Source organism: Kitasatospora sp. NPDC005751 (assembly GCF_040630835.1).
Lineage (GTDB): Bacteria > Actinomycetota > Actinomycetes > Streptomycetales > Streptomycetaceae > Kitasatospora.
In genome coordinates this window covers 1-20,834 of record NZ_JBEXYC010000063.1, presented here as the reverse complement: position 1 = coordinate 20,834, position 20,834 = coordinate 1, and the positions used below count along the sequence as shown (strand labels likewise).

Annotated in this window: 18 protein-coding genes and 1 tRNA gene; 11 read left to right on the top strand and 8 right to left on the bottom strand. The window is 74.3% G+C overall.

The annotated features are described in order from the left end of the window. Positions 1 to 112: 112 nt before the first annotated feature. Both ABZ497_RS32055 and ssb read right to left on the bottom strand, forming a co-directional pair. The gene (locus ABZ497_RS32055) at positions 113 to 1,576 is read right to left on the bottom strand and encodes a Cys-Gln thioester bond-forming surface protein (RefSeq protein WP_359810464.1); all 1,464 of its coding nucleotides are present in this window, start codon (positions 1,574 to 1,576) and stop codon (positions 113 to 115) included. Between the two features lie 348 nt (positions 1,577 to 1,924). Further along, positions 1,925 to 2,476, bottom strand: a complete 552-nt coding sequence (gene ssb / locus ABZ497_RS32050) for a single-stranded DNA-binding protein (protein ID WP_359810461.1) — start codon at positions 2,474 to 2,476, stop codon at positions 1,925 to 1,927. Between the two features lie 636 nt (positions 2,477 to 3,112). On the opposite strand from ssb, the gene ABZ497_RS32045 reads away from it, so the two are divergent. Then, positions 3,113 to 3,185: transfer RNA gene (locus ABZ497_RS32045), tRNA-Arg, on the top strand. 315 nt (positions 3,186 to 3,500) lie between these two features. Here the strand turns inward: ABZ497_RS32045 and ABZ497_RS32040 are convergent. Continuing rightward, positions 3,501 to 4,130, bottom strand: a complete 630-nt coding sequence (locus tag ABZ497_RS32040; protein WP_359810458.1) for a TetR family transcriptional regulator C-terminal domain-containing protein — start codon at positions 4,128 to 4,130, stop codon at positions 3,501 to 3,503. Between the two features lie 95 nt (positions 4,131 to 4,225). Between ABZ497_RS32040 and ABZ497_RS32035 the strand changes: the two genes are divergently transcribed. Beyond that, a complete protein-coding gene (locus ABZ497_RS32035) occupies positions 4,226 to 4,774 on the top strand; it encodes a GNAT family protein (RefSeq protein WP_359810455.1) in 549 nt (182 codons plus the stop codon). A 130-nt stretch (positions 4,775 to 4,904) separates the two neighbouring features. Here the strand turns inward: ABZ497_RS32035 and ABZ497_RS32030 are convergent, their stop codons facing one another. Further along, complete coding sequence (locus ABZ497_RS32030; protein ID WP_359810452.1) at positions 4,905 to 6,377, bottom strand: MFS transporter; 1,473 nt, start codon at positions 6,375 to 6,377, stop codon at positions 4,905 to 4,907. A 222-nt stretch (positions 6,378 to 6,599) separates the two neighbouring features. Between ABZ497_RS32030 and ABZ497_RS32025 the strand changes: the two genes are divergently transcribed. Both ABZ497_RS32025 and ABZ497_RS32020 read left to right on the top strand, forming a co-directional pair. Further along, positions 6,600 to 7,298: a TetR family transcriptional regulator gene (locus ABZ497_RS32025; RefSeq protein ID WP_359810450.1), complete on the top strand. Its 699-nt coding sequence runs from the start codon at positions 6,600 to 6,602 to the stop codon at positions 7,296 to 7,298. A gap of 89 nt (positions 7,299 to 7,387) precedes the next feature. After that, a complete protein-coding gene (locus tag ABZ497_RS32020) occupies positions 7,388 to 8,197 on the top strand; it encodes an enoyl-CoA hydratase/isomerase family protein (protein ID WP_359810448.1) in 810 nt (269 codons plus the stop codon). Between the two features lie 71 nt (positions 8,198 to 8,268). Here the strand turns inward: ABZ497_RS32020 and ABZ497_RS32015 are convergent, their stop codons facing one another. Further along, positions 8,269 to 9,492: an acyl-CoA dehydrogenase family protein gene (locus ABZ497_RS32015; RefSeq protein ID WP_329489917.1), complete on the bottom strand. Its 1,224-nt coding sequence runs from the start codon at positions 9,490 to 9,492 to the stop codon at positions 8,269 to 8,271. A gap of 282 nt (positions 9,493 to 9,774) precedes the next feature. Between ABZ497_RS32015 and ABZ497_RS32010 the strand changes: the two genes are divergently transcribed. Then, positions 9,775 to 10,407, top strand: coding sequence for a TetR family transcriptional regulator (locus ABZ497_RS32010; protein WP_359810444.1), 633 nt, complete (start codon positions 9,775 to 9,777; stop codon positions 10,405 to 10,407). 76 nt (positions 10,408 to 10,483) lie between these two features. After that, a complete protein-coding gene (locus tag ABZ497_RS32005) occupies positions 10,484 to 11,959 on the top strand; it encodes a cellulase family glycosylhydrolase (RefSeq protein WP_359810441.1) in 1,476 nt (491 codons plus the stop codon). Positions 11,960 to 11,995: 36 nt separating this feature from the next. Here the strand turns inward: ABZ497_RS32005 and ABZ497_RS32000 are convergent, their stop codons facing one another. Next, positions 11,996 to 14,020, bottom strand: coding sequence for a M3 family metallopeptidase (locus ABZ497_RS32000; protein ID WP_359810438.1), 2,025 nt, complete (start codon positions 14,018 to 14,020; stop codon positions 11,996 to 11,998). Positions 14,021 to 14,188: 168 nt separating this feature from the next. Here ABZ497_RS32000 and ABZ497_RS31995 point away from each other — a divergent pair, with 168 nt between their 5' ends. Next, the gene (locus tag ABZ497_RS31995; protein WP_359810436.1) at positions 14,189 to 15,904 is read left to right on the top strand and encodes a bifunctional 3'-5' exonuclease/DNA polymerase; all 1,716 of its coding nucleotides are present in this window, start codon (positions 14,189 to 14,191) and stop codon (positions 15,902 to 15,904) included. Positions 15,905 to 15,966: 62 nt separating this feature from the next. Here ABZ497_RS31995 and dhaM read toward each other — a convergent pair whose 3' ends face one another. Continuing rightward, positions 15,967 to 16,359: a dihydroxyacetone kinase phosphoryl donor subunit DhaM gene (gene dhaM, locus ABZ497_RS31990; protein WP_329489912.1), complete on the bottom strand. Its 393-nt coding sequence runs from the start codon at positions 16,357 to 16,359 to the stop codon at positions 15,967 to 15,969. A 159-nt stretch (positions 16,360 to 16,518) separates the two neighbouring features. Here dhaM and dhaK point away from each other — a divergent pair, with 159 nt between their 5' ends. Both dhaK and dhaL read left to right on the top strand, forming a co-directional pair. Continuing rightward, positions 16,519 to 17,514 carry a dihydroxyacetone kinase subunit DhaK gene (gene dhaK / locus ABZ497_RS31985; RefSeq protein WP_359810432.1) on the top strand — a complete coding sequence of 332 codons (996 nt, stop codon included), beginning with the start codon at positions 16,519 to 16,521 and terminating at the stop codon, positions 17,512 to 17,514. 16 nt (positions 17,515 to 17,530) lie between these two features. Continuing rightward, on the top strand, positions 17,531 to 18,160 hold the full coding sequence (gene dhaL, locus ABZ497_RS31980) for a dihydroxyacetone kinase subunit DhaL (RefSeq protein WP_359810430.1): 630 nt from the start codon (positions 17,531 to 17,533) through the stop codon (positions 18,158 to 18,160). A gap of 19 nt (positions 18,161 to 18,179) precedes the next feature. Here dhaL and ABZ497_RS31975 read toward each other — a convergent pair whose 3' ends face one another. Beyond that, complete coding sequence (locus ABZ497_RS31975) at positions 18,180 to 19,352, bottom strand: PP2C family protein-serine/threonine phosphatase (RefSeq protein WP_359810427.1); 1,173 nt, start codon at positions 19,350 to 19,352, stop codon at positions 18,180 to 18,182. 246 nt (positions 19,353 to 19,598) lie between these two features. Between ABZ497_RS31975 and ABZ497_RS31970 the strand changes: the two genes are divergently transcribed. After that, a complete protein-coding gene (locus ABZ497_RS31970) occupies positions 19,599 to 19,817 on the top strand; it encodes a cation transporter (protein ID WP_329489908.1) in 219 nt (72 codons plus the stop codon). A gap of 69 nt (positions 19,818 to 19,886) precedes the next feature. Further along, on the top strand, positions 19,887 to 20,834 hold a 948-nt coding region (locus ABZ497_RS31965; RefSeq protein ID WP_359810423.1), incomplete at its 3' end, for a cation transporter.

Sequence of the window (20,834 nt, the reverse complement as noted above, 5' to 3'; positions counted from 1 at the left end):
CCCCGCAGCGAGTGCGGGGAACCGGGCCGGGTGGTGGGCGCCCGCCCTGCCGGAGCAGGCCGGGCGCCCTTCACTGCGTTCAGTACTACTTCAGTACCGGTGCGGCGCTGCCTCAGGCGGCGCTGCGACCGTGGCGACCGCGGCGGCGCAGGACGAAGACCGCGGCACCGCCCGCCACGACCAGGCCACCGGCGACGGCGGCGAGGATCGGGGTGGCGTCGTTACCACCGGTGGCGGCCAGGCCGCCCGTGGTGCCGGGAGCCGGGCTGCTGGCGGCCGGGGCCGGGTGCGCCGAGGAGCTGGACGGAGCGGCGGTCGGCGTACCGGTACCGCTCGGGGTCGGCGTGGCCGTGGCGCTGGTGCCGGCCGACGGGGTGGCGGTCGGCGTGGTCACGCTGGTGACCTTGCAGTCCAGGATGCCCTTGAACTCCTTGGTGAAGCCGTTCGGGCCGGTCACCTTGATGTCGTAGGCGGTGTCCTCGTTGACCTGGACCAGCACGCTCTCCATCTTGCCGGGCTGGACGGTGACCGTCTTGCCCGGTGCGACGGTCACGGAGGCCGCCTCGTCGCCGCCGTTGGCGACGTTGACGCGGACGCCGTTGGAGTCGCACTCGACCTGGGCGTTGCTGTCCAGCAGCGGGCCCTTGCCGGCCTTCCACGCGGCCTTGGCCGCGTCCACCACGCTGAGCTTGGTGGAGCCGGCCAGGATCATGGTCTGGCTGTGCTTCTCGGGGGTGTAGCCCTTGCTCAGGAAGACCCGGCCGTTGGGCACGACGGTCTCGGCCGAGGCCGTCACCGTGGCCGTGCCGTCCGGGGTGCCGGCCGGCACGTCCAGGAACAGCTGGGTGTCCTTGGCGACCGGGCCGGTCAGGCCGGTGACCGGCTTGCCGTCCTTGTCGACCAGCTTCGCCTTGTCCGCGGCGTCGCCGGAGAGCGCGAGCTTCACCTCGGAGGCGCTGGTGTTGATGGTGAACGGACCGAGCTTGTTGCCCGGCTTGCCCGACACCGAGTCCGGCGTGAGGCTCAGCGAGGGCTTGGGCTCGGCCGCGATGCCCTTGTTGGCGTCGCTGACCAGGTAGTCGCGCAGCTTCTTGGCCTGCGCGTCGACCGGGGTGGCGTTCTTGCCGTCGGAGAACTTCCAGATCGCGGCCTGGGTGCCTGCGGCGGCGTCGTCGGCGGTGAGCTGACCGTCCTTGATGCCGGCCGCGTCGGCCAGCTTCTTGAGGTCGGTGACCTGCGGGTAGGAGTTCTCCAGGATCCAACGGATCTTGGCGGCGTCCTGAGCCTTCTCCTTGCGGCCGAGCGAGCTCGACTTCCAGTCCGACTCCTGGTACTCGACCCTGCTCTCGATGTTGACCGGGTGGTCGATGTCGATGCAGTACGTACGAAGCTCGCCGTTGGCCGTCTTGAGGGTGAACAGACCGCCCTGAACGGAGTGACCGCCCTCGATGGCGATCTCCTCGCTCTGCATGGTCGGCTGGATCACCGCCGTGACGCCCGCACCCGGTGCGTCGGCCGCAGCCGCCGCACCGGCTGCGAGCAGGCTCCCACCCAGCGCTACGCTGGTCGTGAGCATGACAGTGGTTATGCGCGGAAGACTCCGCCCCTGCCTCTGGAACATCTGGGATCCCTCCGGGCCGGGCCATGCCGATGGGCTGCCCGCCTTGCATTGCCGCGCCCCCTGTGGCGCCGCTGCACGTGTGTGAACCAGACGAATCCTATTGAGCCAGGGAGGCGCGCAAACCCCCATGCGAAATCAGGACGATTCCGTATCTGTATCGTTATCAATGCTCCCATCATCCACACAAGCTGACGATCAGCCAGAAACTCCCGATCTTTCACTTAACCGGTCCGGTGTTTGCACGCGCGGGCACAACAACCGTCTCGATCAACATATTTGTCGACAGTTGAGACCGGTCGACGGTCAGACCGAAGAAGCCAGGGCGTCACTCTCCGTTCCCCCGCCGTCCACCCGCGCCCCGACCCCGACGACCTCCAACAGGGGTGCCACCGGCGGGCCGACCGCCGCCCTCCGCGCCTGCAGTGCGTCCGCGATCCAGCCCGGCACCGCCTCGCCCACGGACACCTCCCGGCCCTCCGCCGGCTCCGCCCGCGAGGCCGCACCCCACGTGAAGACGGCGGTGCCACGACTGAGGTCGTGCCCGACCGACCGGGCGTCGATCTCGACCCTACTGCGCCGCGCCTCGCCGTCCATCCACTCCCGGACCCTCAACCGCCCGCTCACCACCACCGGATCACCCTTCGACAGCGAGCCGATCAGATGAGCGGCCAGCGCCCGCCAGGCCGTCACCGTCACCCACTGCGTCTCGCCGTCCACCCAGGCCTCTCGCAGCCGGTCGTACCGGCGCTCCGTCGACGCCAGCCGGAAGTTGGCCACTGCCACCCCGTCCGCCGTCCGCGTGCAGCTCACCTCGGTCGCGACATTGCCGATGACCGTCACCTGGGTCTCGTTCACAGAACACGCTCCGTTCTCCCGGATGCACCGTACGGAATCGACCGGCGCGAGTTGAGAGTGCGCTTCCCGGGAAATCCGCACCAGGCAGATCGGAAATCCTGTGGACAAGTCGGCCCTGTGGAAAACCGGTGTCACTCACAGGGGTGAATTTCGGCCCTTCCGGTCCTACTTTCGGCCTGACTTCTACGGGGCCATGACAACAAACGCCCCGCTCCCCGCCGTACCCGCGCACCCCCAGGGGTGGCCTGCCCGGCCGTCCGCCCACGTCATCCGACCGAACGAACCCGAATACGGCCCCCCACCCGCGCCGAGACCGGTAGTTTCTCCGTGCCGAATCCATAACGGGTGGGGCGGCAGCCCCGTAACGACTGCACAACGTCCGGCGCCGAAGCGGGCCAGACCGCTGCACGCACGGCCGTCACCTGCGATTATCGGACCGCTCCACCGAAGCCGACACACCCGCGACGGTGTTGTTACACCCGGCCGAGGTTCTGGACACCCTTATCCTGTCCCCGACAGGGCAAGGCCCCGCCAACCCCCACCCCACCCTCAGGCACGGGGCCGGACAGCGGGCGCCCCGCGCGCTCGTCGCCCGATCCCGGCAACGGTCACGCCCATCAGGGCGCCGTCCGTCCCGCCCCCATAGCTCAGCGGATAGAGCACCCGCCTTCTAAGCGGTAGGTCGCAGGTTCGAATCCTGCTGGGGGCACCGCACCGAATTCCCGCAGGCCACGCCCTCGGCGAGGGCTTTGCCCGGCCGGACCGCCGGATAATCCCGTGTACCGAACGCGCATAGCCCGTGACAATGCGTGTCGTGGCAGGGGCGGAAACGACACCGGGGGAAACACCGGTACGAACCGGTCGTACGGCCCGAACGGAAACAACGGGCGAATCAGACAACACCCCCGGGGCCGCCGCGCCACTCGCCTCCGGTGCCGATCCGGACGGCAGCCGCGGGCCGTCCCCGGCGCCGCGGAGCCCCGCTCAGCGCCACTCAGCGCCGCGAAGTCCCGCGCGGCTCCGCTCAACCCTGGCCGGCGGCCGCTCCGGGCAGCCCCGCCAGATAGGCGTCCAGCAGCGCCACCTGCCGCTCGGGCGGGAACTCCGCCGGGGCGAACAGCGCCTGCACCACGAGCCCCAGCGCGAAGGCCTGCGCCCCCGCGGCGAGCTGCCCGGCGTCCACGCCGTCCGACAGCTCCCCCAGCCGCTGCGCGGCGGCCACCGACTCGGCCAGCAGCGCCCGCGCCCGCCCGTAGCGGGCCGCGTGCGCGGCGGCCAGCTCCGGGTCGGCCAGCGCGACGTCCCAGGAGCCGACCCAGATCCGGTTGCCGGCCGTGCCGGCCCCGTCCAGCGGAAGGATGTCGAGCAGAGCCGCCCGCAGCCTGGGCAGTCCGGCGGGCGGCGGCGGGCTGCCGTCCGCCGGGGCGGTCCGGCGCGGCCGCTGCTGGGAACGCCGGTCCAGTACGTCGAGGGCGTGTGCCACGAGCGCCCGCTTGTTGGGGAAGTAGTGCGTCAACAAACCGGTGGAGGCGCCCATTTCGGCGGCCACCGCACGCAGCGTCAGCCCCTCGAAGCCGCGCGAGGAGAGCACCCGCCAGACCGCCTCGGAGACGTCCTCGCGGCGGGCTTCATGGTCTCCCCGGGCTGGTGTCATAAGCGGTAGGGTACCTACCAAACGTTTGTTATGCATGCCGGAACGGCCGGGCCGCGCCCCGCTCCCACACCCGGCCCCGCCCGAAAGGCCCGCCGATGTTCGCCGTCCCGCTCGCCGACCGTGCCGAACTGCGCCCTCTGGAACCGTGGCAGGCCACCGAGTTCCTGACCCACATGGACCGCGCCCGCGACCACATGAACCCGTGGATCACCTGGGCCCACCGCTCCACCGACCTGGCGTCGGCCCGCGCCACCCTGCAGGGCTACGCCGACCGGCAGGCCGCCGACGCCGGCCGGCTCTACGGCATCTGGCTGGACGGCACGCTGGTCGGCGGCACGATGTTCGTCTCCTTCGACGCCGTCGCCGGGGTCGCCGAGATCGGCGTCTGGACGGAGCCCGCCGGCGAGGGCCGGGGCCTGGTGGGCGCCGCCGTCCGCCACCTGGTCGACTACGCGTTCACCACCCGCGGCCTGCACCGCCTGGAGTGGCACACCAGCCCGACCAACCTCCGCAGCCGCTCGCTCGCGCAGCGGCTGGGCATGCGGCTGGACGGTGTCATGCGGGAGTCGTACCTGGTCAACGGCGTCCACCAGGACTCCGAGATCTGGTCGCTGCTCGCCCACGAGTGGCAGCCGACCGGCTGACGGCGGCGCACGGCGCGGGGCCCGGTGGACGGTCGTCCACCGGGCCCCGCGCCGCACCACTCCCGCGCCGCACCACTCCCGCGCCGCACCACTCCCGCGCCGCACCACTCCTACCCCGTACCGCTCCCGCTCAGGCGGCCAGCGCCTGCCCCTGCGCCGCCGGCTCGGGCGCCGGGCGCGGGCGCAGCCGCAGGGCCAGAACGAGGACCAGCGCCATCACCCCGGCCGCCGAGAGGAACACCACGTCCACCGCGCCGATGAAGCTGTGCACCGCGTGCGTCCTGGCGGCGCCGGTCAGCCGGCCCACCGCCCCGAGCGCGGTACCGGGCTCGCCGCTGTCGAAGACCCGGGCCAGCACGGTACCGAAGAGCGCGGCGCCCAGCGCGCTGCCGAGCGTCTGGAAGAACCGGACACCGGTGGTGGCGACACCCAGCTGGTGGGCCGGGGCGGCCTCCTGGACGACGGTGATGAGGCGGCCGATCAACTGGCCGAGGCCGAGGCCCAGCAGGACGAGCTCGGCCCGCACCAGCCAGAGCGAGGTCTCCGGGCCGCTCAGCCCGAGCAGCAGCAGGGCGACCGTGGCGCAGGCGGCGCCGGAGGCCAGGATCGCCCGGACCGACCAGCCCCGTGCGGCGAACCGGTTGGCCGCGAGACCGACCGCCGTCATGCCGAGCGCCATCGGGATCAGATAGAGGCTGGCGGAGGTCGCGGCGACCCCGCGGGCCACCTGCAGGTACAGCATCACGTACATGATCGCGCCCATCAGGCCCATTCCGACCAGCCCCTGCACCGCGAAGCCGATCCGGATCTCCGGGATGCGGAACAGCGAGAGCGGCAGGACCGGCTCGGCGGCGGTGGCCTGGCGCCACAGGAAGAGGCCGAGGGCCGCGAGGGTGGCGGCGGCCAGACCGAGGATCTCCGGCGACGTCCAGGCGTAGGTCTTGCCGCCCCACTCGGTCACCAGCAGCAGCCCGGTGGCGAACGCGGCCGCCAGGGCGGCGCCCAGGAAGTCCAGGCCGCGCCGGCCGGCCGAACGCGGAAGCTTGAGCACGAGCGCGGAGCCGACCAGGACGAGCAGGCCGAGCGGCAGGTTGATGTAGAAGATCCAGCGCCAGTCGAGGTGGTCCGCCAGGAGCGCGCCGATCAGCGGGCCCACGGCCATGCCCGCGCCGCCCACGATGCCGCCGACGCCGCCACCGCCGCCCTTGGCGTCGTCCGGGTCCTTGAGCTGCGCCATCACCACCATCGTCACGCTCATCAGCCCGCCGCCGCCGATGCCCTGGACCGCCCGGAAGGCGATCAGCTCGGTCATCGACTGGGCCGCTCCGCAGAGCGCCGAGCCGAGCAGGAAGACGCCGACCGCCCCCAGCAGTGCCCGCTTGGCACCGTAGAGGTCGCAGAGCTTGCCGTAGAGCGGCAGCAGCGCCGTCGCCGCCAGGGCGAAGGCACTCACCAGCCAGGGCAGTCGGTCGACGCCGTGGACGGGGTCGAGGTCCTGGACGATCGGCACGGTGGCGGCCGACACGATGTTCATGTCGAGCACCGCCAGGACGATCGTGATCAGGCAGAGCAGCATGCCCAGCTTGCGCTGGGGCTCCGTCATCAGAGCTGCTGCCGGCGCGGTGGCGGCCATGGGAAGTCCCCCCGGGGATCGCGGAATTCGGGCATTCGGCTACGGACCGGACCGCACCGGACAGGTGCGGCTCGGCGGCACGCCCTCACCATGGCAGGTATTTTTGACCCGGTCAATTGTTTGCTGGAGTCAATGGTTCGCCGCAGTCCATCATTAAGCCCGGTCAATCTTTGATCCTGGTACAGTCATGCCATGGCAGAGCGCAGCACGACCACCGGGCCCGAGGCAGTGGAGGCGGCCGCGGACGCGGCACTGAGCCTGCGCGAGCGCAAGAAGCGCCAGACGGCCCGTCGGATCTGGCACAGCGCGATCGCCCTCTTCGCCGAGCGCGGCTTCGACGAGGTGTCGGTCGCCGAGATCGCCGCCGCGGCCGACGTCTCGAAGATGACCGTCTTCAACTACTTCCCGTCCAAGGAAGACCTGGTCATGAGCCCGATGGAGCGGCACACCGGCGAGGCCGCCGAGGCGGTCCGCGACCGTGCCCCGGGCGTCTCGGCGGTGGCCGCGCTGCGCGCCGGGTTCGCGGCGGGCCTGGAGCGGTTCGACCCGGCCACCGGTCTGAGCGACGACCGCTTCGTGCTCGACGTGATCCGCCTGATCCACCGGACACCGGCACTGACCCTGCGCGCGACCACCGCGTGGGGCCGGGCGGCGAACGAGCTGCTCGCCGCCGAGCTCCTCGCCCAGGACCCGGCCGGCGACCGGCTCCGGGCCCAGGTCGCGGCCGCCCAGCTGATGAGCGTCCGGCTGGCGCTGACCAACGAGAACCACCGCCGGATGCTGGCCGGCGAACGGGCCGCCGACGTGCTGCCGGAGGCCCTGGAGAACGCCCGGCGCAGCTTCGACCTGGCCGAGCACGGCCTCGGCGACTACGGCACCCGGCCCGCCTGACCGTCCGCCGCCCGGCGGCGGACGGTCCGCCCGACGGGGCCGCGGCCGCGCCTGAGAGAGTGTCCGCACCACGAACTCCGGAGGTGCGCATGGACCAGCCGCTGCTCACGCGGGACCGCTCCCCGCTGCCCACCCACGTCGACGGCCTCCACGCCTACACCGGCGAGGACGGCGTCGCGGTGCTGGAGTTCGCCCGGCCGCACCGGCGCAACGCCGTCACCCTGGCGATCTGGCAGGCCCTGCCGAAGGTCCTGCTCCGGCTCGCCGAGCAGCCCGGCCTGCGGGCCCTGCTGGTCACCGGCGCGGGCGGCACCTTCAGCGCCGGCGCGGACATCGCCGAACTGTCCGGGGTCTACGCCGACCCGGACCGCGCCGACGACTACCACGCCGTCAACGTCGCGGCCGAGGAGGCGCTGGCGGACTTCCCGCATCCGACCGTCGCGGTGGTGCACGGCGCCTGCGTCGGCGGCGGCTGTCAGCTGGCCGTCGCCTGCGACCTGCGGTTCGTCGCCGAGGACGCCCGGCTGGGCATCACCCCGGCCAAGCTCGGGGTGGTCTACCCGGCGGTGCCGACCCTTCGGCTGGCCCGGCTGGTGGGCCCGTCGCGGGCCAAGTACCTGCTCTTCTCCGGCGAGTTGGTGACCGGCCGGGAGTGCCTCACGCTCGGTCTCGCCGACCGGGTCCTGCCGGGCGCCGAACTCGACGCCGGGGCGCTGGAGTTCGCCCGGCTGCTGACCACCCGCTCGTCGCAGACCATCGGCGCGGTCAAGGCCGCGCTGGCCGTCCCGCCGGAGCGGGCCGCCGAGGCGCTGCACCCCTGGGAGCGCCGCTCCCGGGAGGCCCCGGACGTCCGCGAGGGTCTCGCCGCCTTCCTGGAGGGCCGGCCGCCCCGGTTCTGACCGGCCCGGGCCGGACGGACGCACGGGCGCACGGGCGCACCCGCCGGTCGCACCGCCCGGCCCCGCCGCACTCAGCGGATCGGCATCCCCGAGATCGCCCGGGCGATCACCAGCCGCTGGATCTCGCTGGTGCCCTCGAAGATCGAGTAGATCGCGCTGTCCCGGTGCATCCGCTCGACCGGGTACTCGCGGGTGAAGCCGTTGCCGCCGAGGATCTGCATCGCCTGCGCGGTGACCCACTTGGCGGTCTCGCCCGCGTAGAGCTTGGACATCGAGCCCTCGGCGGCGGTGAACGGCTGGTTGTTCGCCGCCATCCAGGAGGCCCGCCAGACCAGCAGCCGGGCGGCGTCGATCCGGGTCTTCATGTCCGCCAACTGGAAGGCCACGCCCTGGTTGTCGATGATCGGGCGGCCGAACTGCACCCGGGTCTTCGCGTAGTCCAGCGCCACCTCGTACGCGGCGCGGGCGATGCCGATCGCCTGCGCCCCGACGGCCGGCCGGGAGGCCTCGAAGGTGGCCATCGCCGCGTTGCCCCGGCCGCCGCCGCGCTTGGCCCCCTCGCGGGCCCGGGCCAGCCGCTCGTCCAGCTTCTCCTTGCCACCGAGCAGGCAGTGCCCCGGCAGTCGGACGCCGTCCAGGACCACCTCGGCGGTGTGCGAGGCGCGGATGCCGTGCTTCTTGAACTTCTGGCCCTGGCTCAGCCCGGGCGTGCCCGGCGGCACCACGAAGGAGGCCTGGCCGCGCGCTCCGAGCGCCGGGTCGACGGCGGCCACCACCACGTGGACGGCGGCGATCCCGCCGTTGGTCGCCCAGGTCTTGGTGCCGTTCAGCACCCACTCGTCCTTGGCCTCGTCGTAGACGGCGCGGGTGCGCAGCGCGGACACGTCGGAGCCGGCGTCCGGCTCGGAGGAGCAGAAGGCGGCCACCTTGAGGTCGTCCGGGGTGCCGAACATCTGCGGCGCCCAGGTGCCGATCTGCTCGTCGGTGCCGTTGGCGAGCACGGCGACGGCGGCCAGCGTCGTGCCGACGATCGAGAGGCCGATGCCCGCGTCGCCCCAGAACAGCTCCTCCATGGCGATCGGGATGCCGACGCCGGAGGGGTCGAAGTACTGCTGGGCGTAGAAGTCCAGGGAGTAGATCCCCAGCTTGGCGGCCTCCTGGATGACCGGCCAGGGGGTCTCCTCGCGCTCGTCCCACTCGGCCGCGGCGGGGCGCATCACGTCGGCGGCGAAGCCGTGCAGCCAGTCGCGTACGGCGAGCTGGTCCGCACCCGGGTCCAGCGAGAACGTGCTCATGATGCCTCCGGTCGAAGGGGCCCCTCGCCGCCCGGCGGGGCGGCGGACGCAAGGGCGGGGCAGTGGGGGTGTCGGACAGGTGTTACCGGGGGTAACATCGCGGGGAGTCTGCTACTCATAGGTAGGAATGTCAACGCCCCGGGGCCGTCGACGCCCCCGCCGGGCAGCTCCGCGGCACGCCTGCCCCGCGCCACGCCCCCGTACGCCCCCGACCGCTCCGCCCGACCGCCCGCACCACCCCGTAGCCGCAACCCCCGTCGGCCAGACCCGCCAGGAGACCTCATGCCGCCCTCCGACGCACCCCGCCGGGAGCAGCTGCTCAACGCCGCCGACCGGGTGGTCCAGCGGGAGGGCCCGGGCGCCAGCATGAACGCCATCGCGGCCGAGGCCGGGATCACCAAGCCGATCCTCTACCGCCACTTCGGCGACCGGAACGGCCTGATCCGGGCACTGACCGAGCGCCACACCAGCGGCCTGCTGGCCGCCGTACGGGCCGCGCTGAGCGAACCGCTGGAGCGCCGCGACCGCGTCGAGCACGTGCTGGACACCTACCTCGCCGGGATCGAGGCCCGCCCGCAGGTCTACCGGCTGCTCACCCACCCCGAGCCCGGCGACCCGTCCGGCGTCGGCAACGCGCTCGCCCCGGCGCTGCGGCAGATCGCCGAGGAGATCACCCGGGCCGTGCAGAGCCAGGTGGACCTCGGGGCCGACCGGGAACTCCTCGCGGAGGCCTGGGGCCGGGGGATCACCGGCATGGTGCTGGCCGCCGGGGACTGGTGGCTGGAGTCCAGACCGTGCTCGCGCACCCGGATGGTGCAGGCGCTCGCCGACCTCCTCTGGGGCCGGCTGGCCGCCGCCGCCGACCTGCCGACCGCCGCCCTGCCGGCCCCGGCGCAGGACCCGTCGTCGAGCTGAACTCTTGTGCTGTGCATGCCAGTTCGGGCATCATCGGGCCCCGCCCCCACGCTCCGCGAGATCCCGCGAGGTACCGATGCGCTTGCGCCGCACCGCCGTTGCCCTCCTACTCGCCGCCACCGCCGCCCTGGCCGCCCCCGCCCCCGCCCTGGCCGCGTCGCCGGACGCCTCCCGGTCACCGGCCCCGTTCCGGGCCGGGTTCCCCACCGGCACCGCCACCGCGCCGGACGGCACCACCGACCTCACCGACGCCACCGGCCGCCGGCTGCGGCTCCGCGGCTTCAACCTCGACAAGTACGCCGAGGCCACCGAACAGGACGTCGCGTCCCTGGCCGCCCAGGGCTTCACCCTGGTCCGGGTGGCCGTCTCCTGGACCAGGCTGGAGCCCGTCCGCGGGCACCTCGACCCGACCGAACTGCACCGCGTGCAGCGGGTGCTGGACTGGGCCGACCGCTACGGCGTGCTGGTCCTGGTCGACTTCCACCAGGACGTCTACGGGCCCAAGTTCGGCGGCGGGGACCGCGGCGTCCCGCTCTGGGCCACCCGCGACGACGGCCTGCCGTTCACCCCGGACCCGGACGACTGGTTCGCCGGCTACTTCCAGCCCGCCGTCCAGGCGGCCTTCCGCCATCTCTACGACGACCCCGACCTGCGCGCCTGGCAGGCCGACTTCTACACCCGGCTGGCCCGCGAACTGCGCGGCCACCGCTCGCTGCTGGGCTACGACCTGTTCAACGAGCCGTTCGGCCCGGTGGACGGCGACCCGACCGACCCGGCCGTGCTCGCCGCCTCCTCCGCCGCCCTCGAAGAGGGCCGGCTCGCCGACATGTACCGCCGGCTGATCCGGGCCGTGCGCCGCGTGGACTCCCGCGCCTGGCTGTTCGTCGAGCCGACGGTACTGGTCGGCCAGGGCGTCCCCACCCGGCTGCCCGGCTTCGGCGACCCGCGCCCCGGCGCGCCCCGGCTCGGCTACGCGCCGCACTTCTACGACACCGCGGTCGAGGGCGGCGCCGACTGGGACCCCTCCGGCGGCTTCGTCGAGAACTACACCGCCGCGATCACCGCCTACCCCGCCGCCCACCGCCTGCCGGTCCTGGTCGGCGAGTGGGGGCCGCCGGACGCGCGGACCCCGGGCAACTCCCAGCTGGTCCGCCGCCAGGTCGCCGCCATGGACGGCTTCGCCGCCGGCTGGACGATGTGGTACTGGTGCCGGGGCAACGGCGGCTACTGCGCGTTCGATCCGGCCGGCCGGCCCGCCCCCGGCGACGAGCCGGTCTTCGGCCCCTACCCGGCGGCGGTCGCCGGGACGGCCGTGCGCACCGGCGCCGCGGCGGGCGGGCACCTGGTGCGCTGGAACGCCGACGGCAGCGGCCGGACCACCGACCTGGTGCTGCCCGCCGCCGCCTTCCCGGCCGGTGCGCGGATCACCGTCACGCCGGCGGCCCGGGTCGAGGTCGACCAGCCGACCGGCGGCCGGGCCGGCACCGCCCGGATCCGCCTGCCGCACACCCGCCCGGGCACCCCGGTCACGGTGACCGTCACGCCCCGCTGAGGCCCGGCACCGCGCTCCTACCGGGCTCGAACCGGCTCAGGCCAGACCGCGGCGGGCCAGCAGCGGCCCGGTCCGCGGGTCACGCCCGACCACCGCCCGGAAGGAGTCCAGCGGGTCCCGGCTGTCCCCGCGCGAGAGCAGCTCCCGGCGGAACACCTCGCCGCTCTCCCGCACCCCCCGGCCGTTCCCCTCGAACCAGTCCACCGTCTCCGCGTCCAGCACCTCGGACCAGATGTACGCGTAGTACCCCGCGCTGTACCCGCCGGCGAAGATGTGCGAGAAGTACGCCGTCCGGTAGCGCGGCGGGATCGCCGCCACCGCGAGCCCGGCCTTCGCCAGCGCCTGCGCCTCGAACTCCTCGGCGTCCGCGATCTCCTGGCCCGGCGCCACGGTGTGCCAGGCCAGGTCCAGCAGGGCCGCCGCCAGGTACTCCACGGTCCGGAACCCCTGCCCGAAGCCGTCGGCCGCCGCCATCCGCTCGACCAGGTCGGCCGGCAGCGGCTCGCCGGTCACGTGGTGCTTCGCGTAGTTGGCCAGCACCTCGGGCCGGACCATCCACATCTCGTTGACCTGCGAGGGGAACTCCACGAAGTCCCGCGGCACGTCCGTCCCGGCGAAGTACGGGTAGCGCACGTCCGAGAAGAGCCCGTGCAGCGCGTGGCCGAACTCGTGGAACAGCGTGCGCACCTCGTCCCAGGAGAGCAGCACCGGCTCGCCCGGGGCCGGGCGGGGCACGTTCAGGTTGTTCATCACCACCGGCCGCCGGCCCAGCAGCCGCGACTGGGTGACCAGTTCGTCCATCCAGGCGCCGCCGCGCTTGGACGCCCGGGCGTGGAAGTCCGCGAGGAAGAGGCCGAGCGAGCCGCCGTCCTCCTCGAACACCTCGAAGACCCGCACGTCCGGGTGGTACGCCGGGAGGTCCGGCCGCTCGGTGAAGGTCACCCCGTAGGCCAGGTTCGCGGCGAAGAAGACCCCGTCGCGCAGCACCCGCTCCAGCTCCAGGTACGGGCGCAGCGCGGCCGCGTCCACCTGGTAGGAGGACTGCCGGACCAGCTCCGAGTAGTACGCCCAGTCGTGCGCGGCGATCTCCTCGACGCCGTCGACGGCCGCCGCCGCGGCCAGCTCGACCGCCTCCCGCCGCGCGTTGGCCACCGCCGGCGGCACCAGCCGGGTCAGCAGCGCGTCGACCGCCTCGACGGTGCCGGCCGTCTCGTCCGCCACCACGTGGGCCGCGTGCGTGTCGTACCCCAGCAGCCGGGCCCGCTCGGCGCGCAGCGCGGACATCCGGATCGCCAGCGGGCCGTTGGCGTCGGCCGCCCGGCCCAGCGAGGCCGCCAGCAGGCGTTCGCGCACCGAGCGGTCGGTGAGGAAGGCCAGCTCGGTCTGGTTGGAGAAGTTCTTCAGGTTCAGCACGTACTTGCCCTCGTGGCCGAGCGCCCGGGCGTTCGCGGCCGCGCCGGCGATCGCGTCCGGCGAGAGCCCGGCCAGCTCGGCCGCGGAGTCCAGCACCAGCGCCCGCGCCTTCGAGTCCGCCGACACGTTGCGGCGGAACGCCGAGGCGCCGGCGGCCAGTTCGGCGTTCAGCCCGCGCAGCCGCCGCTGGTCGGCGGCGCCGAGCCGGGCGCCGGCCCGGACGAAGGCGGTGTGCCGGCGCTCCAGCAGCCGCCGCGACTCCGCGTCCAGGCCGAGCCCGTCCCGTCGCCCGTGCAGCTCCTCGATCCGGGCGAACAGCGCGGCGTCCAGGTGGATCGCGTCCCGGTGGGCCGCCAGCCTCGGGCTGATCTCGGTGTCCAGCCGGTCCACGCCCGGGGTGGTGTCCGAGGAGACCTGGTTGTCGAAGACCGCCCGGACCCGCTTCAGCAGCGCACCCGAGCGCTCCAGCGCGATCAGGGTGTTGTCGAAGGTCGGCGGCTCCGGATTGGCGGCGATCTCGGCGATCTCGGCGAGCTGCTCGGCCATCCCGCGCTCGAACGCGGGCAGGTAGTGCTCTTCCCGGATCTCGGCGAAGGGAGGCAGTTCGTAGACCAGGGTGCTGGGCTTGAAGAACGGGTTCTCGGTCATTTCGCCGACCCTACGCCGTGGCAACGGCCGGGCACACGCGTCCGGCCCGGCGGGCGGCGCACCGTCGGCGCACGGGCGCACGGATCGGCTCGCGCGCCTGCGCCGGTTGTCGTACCCACCGGTTACCGTCGAGGTCCGCAGCCCGTACGCCCGAGAGGAGGAGCCCCCGTGGCACCCCGGATCGCCCTCGCCCCCGACCCGCACGGCCCCGGCGGCCGGCTGCTGCCCCTCGACGACGCCGGGGCCCCGCTCGGGCCGCCCGCCGCCGTGGCGGACCTCGCGGCCGCCGTCGCCGAGCGGGAGGCCGCCGAGCACCCGCGCTGGGTCTGGGCGGCCGCCGACAGCGCCTACGCGCCGCTGCTCCCCCGGCTGTCCGACCGGCTCGCCCGCTGCCACGACCTCCGGCTGACCGAGGCCCTGCTGCTGGCGTACGAGGGCCGGTTCGGCGCGCCCCGCTCGCTCGGCGCCGCCTGGGCCCGGCTGAACGGGCGGCCCGTCCCGGCCGACCTGCCCGAGCCCGGCTCCGCCGACTCCGGGGACGGCCAGGACACCCTGTTCGCCCCCGACCGGCTGCAACTCCCGCCCGGGGCCGACGCGCTGGCCGCCGTGGCGGCCGTCCACGCCGAGCAGCAGCGCCGGCTCGCCGCGATCGCCGAGCCGGGTGACCGCGCCCGGTTCCGGCTGCTGGTCGCCGCCGAGTCGGCCGGCGCGCTGGTGGCCGCCGAGATGGCGCACGACGGCCTGCCCTGGCGCACCGACGTCCACGACCGGCTGCTCACCGAGCTGCTCGGCCCCCGTCCGACCGTCCCCGGCACCCAGCCCAGACTGCTCGCCGAGCTGGCCGTCGAGCTCCAGGAGGCCCTCGGCGGTCGGCCGTTCAACCCCGACTCGCACAGCCAGGTGCTGCGCGCCTTCGCCGACCGGGGCGTCCAGCTCGGCTCCACCCGGTCCTGGGAGCTGAAGGCGGTGGACCACCCGGCCGCCGCGCTGATGATCCGTTACAAGGAGCTCTCCCGGATCCACGCCGCGCACGGCTGGGCCTGGCAGGACGCCTGGGCCCGCGGCGGCCGGTTCCGCCCCGAGTACGTGGTCGGCGGCGTGGTCTCGGGCCGCTGGGCCAGCCGGGGCGGCGGCGCGCTGCAGATCCCGCGCATCCTGCGCCGCGCCGTGGTGGCCGATCCGGGCTGGCTGCTGGTCGTCGCCGACGCCGCCCAGCTGGAGCCCCGCGTCCTGGCCGCGCTCTCCCAGGACGCCGGCCTGGCCCGCACCGCCGCCGGCGGGGACCTCTACGAGGCACTGGCCGCCTCCGCCTTCCAGGGGGACCGCGACAAGGCCAAGCTCGGTCTGCTCGGCGCCATGTACGGCCAGACCAGCGGGGACATCGGCGTGCTCCTCGCCACCCTGCGCCGGCGCTACCCGGCCGCGATGGGCTACGTCGAGGCGGCCGCCCGGACCGGCGAGGACGGCGGTGTGGTCGCCTCCCGGCTCGGCCGGGCCTGCCCGCCGCCCTCGGCCGACTGGCTCGACCTCACCGAGGCGCCGGAGACGGCCGGGGAGGCCGGCGGCCGCTCGGCGAGGGCCCGGGGCCGCTTCACCCGCAACTTCGTGATCCAGGCCAGTGCGGCCGACTGGGCGCTCGCCCTGCTCGCGGCGCTGCGCCGCCGGCTGAACGCGCTGCCCGCCACCGGCCCGGAGGACCGGCCGCACCTGGTGTTCTTCCAGCACGACGAGGTGGTGGTGCACACCCCGGCGAACCTCGCCGACGAGGTGGCCGCCGCCGTCGCCGAGTCCGCCGACGAGGCCCGCCGGCTGGTCTTCGGGGACACCCCGGTCCGGTTCCCGCTCACCACCGCCGTGGTGGACTGCTACGCCGACGCCAAGTAGCCGGGGCCGGGCCGCGCGCCCAGGACCGGCCGCGCACCGGCGCCGGCCGCGCAGGCCGCCCGCTACAGCTTGCGGAACGCCCGCGCCTCCTCGGCCGCCGCGGCCACCTCGGTGACGCCCGCTCCGGTGGAGGCCGTCACCGCGGCCGCGACCGCGCCCTCCACGAACGGGGCGTCCACCAGCACCACCCCGGGCCGCGGCTCGTCCTCCAGCAGCGTGACGGCGGTCAGCACGGAGCTGCCGAGGTCGGCCAGCACCACCACGCCCGCCCCGCCGTCCGCCTCCGTGACGGCCCGGGCGATCAGGTCGTAGCTGGTCCCGAGCCCGCCGTCCTCCGTCCCGGCCGCCACCACCACCCGCACCGCACCGGAGGCGAGTTCCGCCAGCAGCTCCCGCAGCCCGGCGGCGAGCTGTGCGCTGTGCGAGACCAGGACGATGCCCACGTAGTCGCTCATACCGCCGACCCTACGACCGCCCCGGCGCTCCGCGGGAGGGGGCCGGCCGGCCCCGCGTGTCGTACCGCGGGCCGCCCGGGGGCGTGTCGCACCCCGTGCCGGGCACCCCCGTCTGGCGTAGCGTCGGGTCAGCACCGTCTGCCGAGGGAGCGAAGCGCTGTGAAGAAGCTGATCAACACCCCGGAGAGCGTCCTGGAGGACGCCCTGGCCGGAATCGCCGCCGCCCACCGGGAGTTGACGGTGGACATCGCGCATCGGGTGATCACCCGCGCGGTCCGCCCGGCGGCGTCGAAGGTCGCCCTGGTCTCCGGCGGCGGCTCCGGCCACGAACCGCTGCACGGCGGGTTCGTCGGCCCGGGGATGCTGGACGCCGCCTGCCCCGGCGAGGTCTTCACCTCCCCGGTGCCGGACCAGATGCTGGCCGCCGCCAAGGCCGTCGACTCCGGCGCCGGGGTGGTCTTCGTCGTCAAGAACTACACCGGCGACGTGATGAACTTCGCGCTGGCCGCCGAGCTCGCCACCGAGGAGGGCATCGAGGTCCGCACGGTGCTGGTCGACGACGACGTCGCGGTCGAGGACTCGACCTGGACGGCCGGCCGCCGGGGCACCGGCGCGACGGTGCTGGTGGAGAAGATCGCCGGCGCGCTGGCCGAGCGCGGCGCCGCGCTGGAGGAGGTCACCGCCATGGGCGCCCGGGTCAACGCGGCCTCCCGGTCGTTCGCGATCGCGCTGACCGCCGCGACCACCCCGGCCGCCGGCAAGCCCGGCTTCGACCTGCCGGAGGACGAGATCGAGGTCGGCGTCGGCATCCACGGCGAGCCCGGCCGCCGCCGCGAGAAGCTCCGTCCGGCCCGTGAGCTCGCCGCCGAGGTCGTGGAGACCGTGCTCGCCGACCACCACCTGAGCGCCGGCGACGAGGTGATCGCCCTGCTGAACGGCCTCGGCGGCACCCCGCTGCTGGAGCTGTACGTCGTCTTCGGCGAGGTCGCCGCCCGGCTCGCCGAGCGCGGCATCACGGTGGCCCGCAGCCTGGTCGGGAACTACGTGACCAGCCTGGACATGGCGGGATTCTCGCTCACCCTGACCAAGGCCGACGCCCGGTTCCTGGAGCTCTGGGACGCCCCGGTGGACACCCCCGCCCTCAAGCGGGCCTGACGGAGGAGGGACGGTCATGGACTTCGACACCGCACTGGCCGAGGCCTGGGTCCGCGCGATCGCGGCCGCGGTCGACGAGGAACAGGGGCGGCTCACCGAGCTGGACTCCGCGATCGGCGACGGCGACCACGGCAGCAACCTGCGGCGCGGCTTCACCGCCGTGCTCACCGCACTGGACTCGCTCGCCCCCGACAGCCCGGGGGCGGTCCTGAGAAAAACGGGCAGCACGCTGATCTCCAAGGTCGGCGGCGCCTCCGGCCCGCTGTACGGCAAGGCCTTCCGCGCGCTGGGCGCCGCACTGCCCGGGCCGGCCGACCCGGTCGCCTTCGGCGAGGCGCTGGCCGAGGGGCTGCGGGCGGTCCAGGCCCTCGGCAAGGCGGAGCCGGGCGACAAGACCATCGTCGACGCCTACACCCCGGCGCTGGCCGCGTACGCCGAGGCGGTGGCGGCCGGTGCCGACCTGCCGCGGGCCGTCGGGGCCGCGGCGGACGCGGCCGAGCAGGGCGCGCTGGCCACCGTGCCGCTCCAGGCCCGCAAGGGCCGCGCCTCCTACCTGGGCCCGCGCAGCGTCGGCCACCAGGACCCGGGCGCCACCTCCACCGCCCTGCTCTTCCGCGCCCTGGCGGAGGTGGTCGGCGCGGAGTAGCCCCGGAGCGGCTCCGGCCCTACCGGTCCGTCCGGGAGATCAGCAGGAGCAGCGCGTCGTCGCGCAGCTCCCCGCCGGTGTGCTCCAGCAGGTCGGCGTAGACCCGGCCGACCGCCGCCTCCAGCTCCGTCGCGGAGCGGGCCGCGCCCCGGACCAGCGGGCCGACCCGCTCCGCCAGCGGGTAGAAGTCGCCGTTCTCGCGGTGCCGGGCCTCGATCACGCCGTCGGTGCAGAGCACCAGCACGTCCTCGGGCCCGAACGGCTGTTCCCAGGTGGTCGGCTCGCCGACGGCCAGCCGGCCCAGCCCGAGCGGCACCCACGGGTCGGGCGCGTGCAGCACGTGCGCGCCGCCGCCGTGGTCCACCCGGATCGGCGGAACGTGCCCGTACTGCAGCAGCTGCATCACGCCCGGCACCCGGAACTCGGCGAACAGCGCGGTGGTGAACTCCCCGTCCGGGGCGTGCCGCTCGACGCTGGCCTCGATCCGCGCCGCGACCCCGCGCAGCCCGGCCTCGTCGTAGGCCGCCTCCCGGAACGAGCCGAGCACCACGGCGGCGGTCTGCACCGCGCCGAGCCCCTTGCCGCGGACGTCGCCGACCGCCACCCGGGTGCCGTGCGGGGTCTCCAGCACGGAGTAGAGGTCCCCGCCGATCCGGGAGGCGTCGGCGGCGGACACGTACCGCACGGCCAGGTGCAGCGGACCGACCACCGGTCCGGGCAGCCGCAGCAGCGCGCGCTGGGCGGCCTCCGCGACGGAGCTGACGGCCGCGAAGGCGGCGGCCCGCCGCATGCGGATCTTGGCCACCCAGGCGGAGAACACGGTGAGCAGCAGATAGCTGACCATCGCGCCGTAGAGGAAGCGCTCGTCGTTGACGTTGTCGACCTCGTCGTAGTGGCTGAGGCCGAAGACCGCGAACAGGCCGAGCAGGCAGACCATCAGCAGTTCGAGCGGCCGCAGGGTGAGCGCGGCGATGGTGGGGACGACCGTCATCAGCGGGGCGAGGTAGCGGTCCTTGCCGGAGAGCAGGTCGGCCAGCCCGACCAGGACGATCGCGATCAGCGCGGGGCTCGCCCGGCGCCAGAGCGGTACGTCCTGGAGGTCGGCCGCCAGCAGCGCGCCGCGTCGCCGCTCCGGCGGCAGTCCCGTGGCGGTGGGGGCCGCGGGCGATTGGGCTCGGCGGATCGGGAACACCTCTCGAACATAACGGACGCTCATCGTCCGCACCCCCCGGGAGGCGGCCGCCCCGGACGCGCCCGCCGCGCGGCGCGGATTCGGGCGCAGCGTGTCCGGGCGCATACGCTCTGCTGTCGGACCGCGTCCCCGATGCGATCCGCACCACACCACCCCCTTCGGGGAATACCCCGCAGGGGTATGGTGTCATCAAGAGTGGGAGCCCGGGCGCACGCCCGCGGCCGAACAGACCTCCCGGAGGCCCCGATGTCCAGCACCATCACCTACACCGTGACCGGCATGAGCTGCGGCCACTGCGAGAGCTCGGTCAGCAAGGAGCTCACCGCGTTAGCCGGCGTCACCCAGGTGGCGGCCGACGCCAAGGCCGGCACCGTGACGGTCTCCTCCGCCGCCCCGCTCGACGACGACCAGGTCCGCGCGGCCGTCGACGAGGCCGGCTACGAGCTGGTCGGCCGGTCCGTCTGAGCCCCGCGGCGCGGCGGGGGCCGCTCGCCCCGGCCCCCGCCGTACGCCCTCCCCAAGGAGCTGATCAGCATGAGCACCGCCACCCCGGCCACCACCGCCGCCGGCCCGGGCGGCCCGCGTGACCAGGACGGCACCGCCCCGGTACGCGACCGCGTCGAGCTGTCGATCGGCGGGATGACCTGCGCAGCGTGCGCGGCCCGGATCGAGAAGAAGCTCAACCGGATGGAGGGCGTCGAGGCCACGGTCAACTACGCGACCGAGAAGGCCCGGATCGACTTCGGACCGGCGGTGAGCGTCGCCGACCTCATCAGCACCGTCGAGAACACCGGCTACACCGCCGAGCTCCCCGCACCGCCGGCCGTCGAACCGGCCGCCGCGCCCGCCGGGCCGGCCCCCGCCCCGGCGGAACCCGCGGCCGACCCGCTGCTGGACCGGCTGCTGATCAGCGCCGTCCTCAGCGTGCCGGTGGTCATGCTGTCGATGATCCCGTCCCTGCAGTTCGCCAACTGGCCGTGGCTGGCCTTCGCCCTCACCGGCCCGGTCGTCGTCTACGGCGGGCTGCCGTTCCACCGGGCCGCCTGGACCAACCTGAAGCACGGCGCCGCGACCATGGACACCCTGGTCTCGCTCGGCACGCTGGCCGCCTTCGGCTGGTCGTGCTGGGCCCTGTTCTGGGGCCGGGCCGGGATGCCGGGCATGCGCCACGAGTTCTCGCTGTCGATCGGCGCCACCGACGCCTCCTCCACCCTGTACCTGGAGACGGCCGCCGCGGTCACCGTGCTGATCCTCTTCGGCCGCTACCTGGAGGCCCGCTCCAAGCGCCGCGCCGGCGCCGCGCTGCACGCCCTGCTCGGGCTGGGTGCCAAGGACGTGGCGGTGCTGCGCGGCGGCGTCGAGGTCCGGCTGCCGGTGGACCGGCTGACCCCCGGGATGCGGTTCGTGGTGCGTCCGGGGGAGAAGATCGCGACGGACGGCACCGTGGTCGAGGGCTCCTCCGCGGTGGACACCTCGATGCTC

Excerpts from the sequence above, each read along its gene's own strand:
- ABZ497_RS32055 (WP_359810464.1), bottom strand. The coding sequence starts at position 1,576 with ATGCTCACGACCAGCGTAGCGCTGGGTGGGAGCCTGCTCGCAGCCGGT.
- ABZ497_RS32040 (WP_359810458.1), bottom strand. The coding sequence starts at position 4,130 with ATGACACCAGCCCGGGGAGACCATGAAGCCCGCCGCGAGGACGTCTCC.
- ABZ497_RS32035 (WP_359810455.1), top strand. The coding sequence starts at position 4,226 with ATGTTCGCCGTCCCGCTCGCCGACCGTGCCGAACTGCGCCCTCTGGAA.
- ABZ497_RS32030 (WP_359810452.1), bottom strand. The coding sequence starts at position 6,377 with ATGACGGAGCCCCAGCGCAAGCTGGGCATGCTGCTCTGCCTGATCACG.
- ABZ497_RS32025 (WP_359810450.1), top strand. The coding sequence starts at position 6,600 with ATGGCAGAGCGCAGCACGACCACCGGGCCCGAGGCAGTGGAGGCGGCC.
- ABZ497_RS32020 (WP_359810448.1), top strand. The coding sequence starts at position 7,388 with ATGGACCAGCCGCTGCTCACGCGGGACCGCTCCCCGCTGCCCACCCAC.
- ABZ497_RS32015 (WP_329489917.1), bottom strand. The coding sequence starts at position 9,492 with ATGAGCACGTTCTCGCTGGACCCGGGTGCGGACCAGCTCGCCGTACGC.
- ABZ497_RS32010 (WP_359810444.1), top strand. The coding sequence starts at position 9,775 with ATGCCGCCCTCCGACGCACCCCGCCGGGAGCAGCTGCTCAACGCCGCC.
- ABZ497_RS32005 (WP_359810441.1), top strand. The coding sequence starts at position 10,484 with ATGCGCTTGCGCCGCACCGCCGTTGCCCTCCTACTCGCCGCCACCGCC.
- ABZ497_RS32000 (WP_359810438.1), bottom strand. The coding sequence starts at position 14,020 with ATGACCGAGAACCCGTTCTTCAAGCCCAGCACCCTGGTCTACGAACTG.
- dhaM (WP_329489912.1), bottom strand. The coding sequence starts at position 16,359 with ATGAGCGACTACGTGGGCATCGTCCTGGTCTCGCACAGCGCACAGCTC.
- dhaL (WP_359810430.1), top strand. The coding sequence starts at position 17,531 with ATGGACTTCGACACCGCACTGGCCGAGGCCTGGGTCCGCGCGATCGCG.
- ABZ497_RS31970 (WP_329489908.1), top strand. The coding sequence starts at position 19,599 with ATGTCCAGCACCATCACCTACACCGTGACCGGCATGAGCTGCGGCCAC.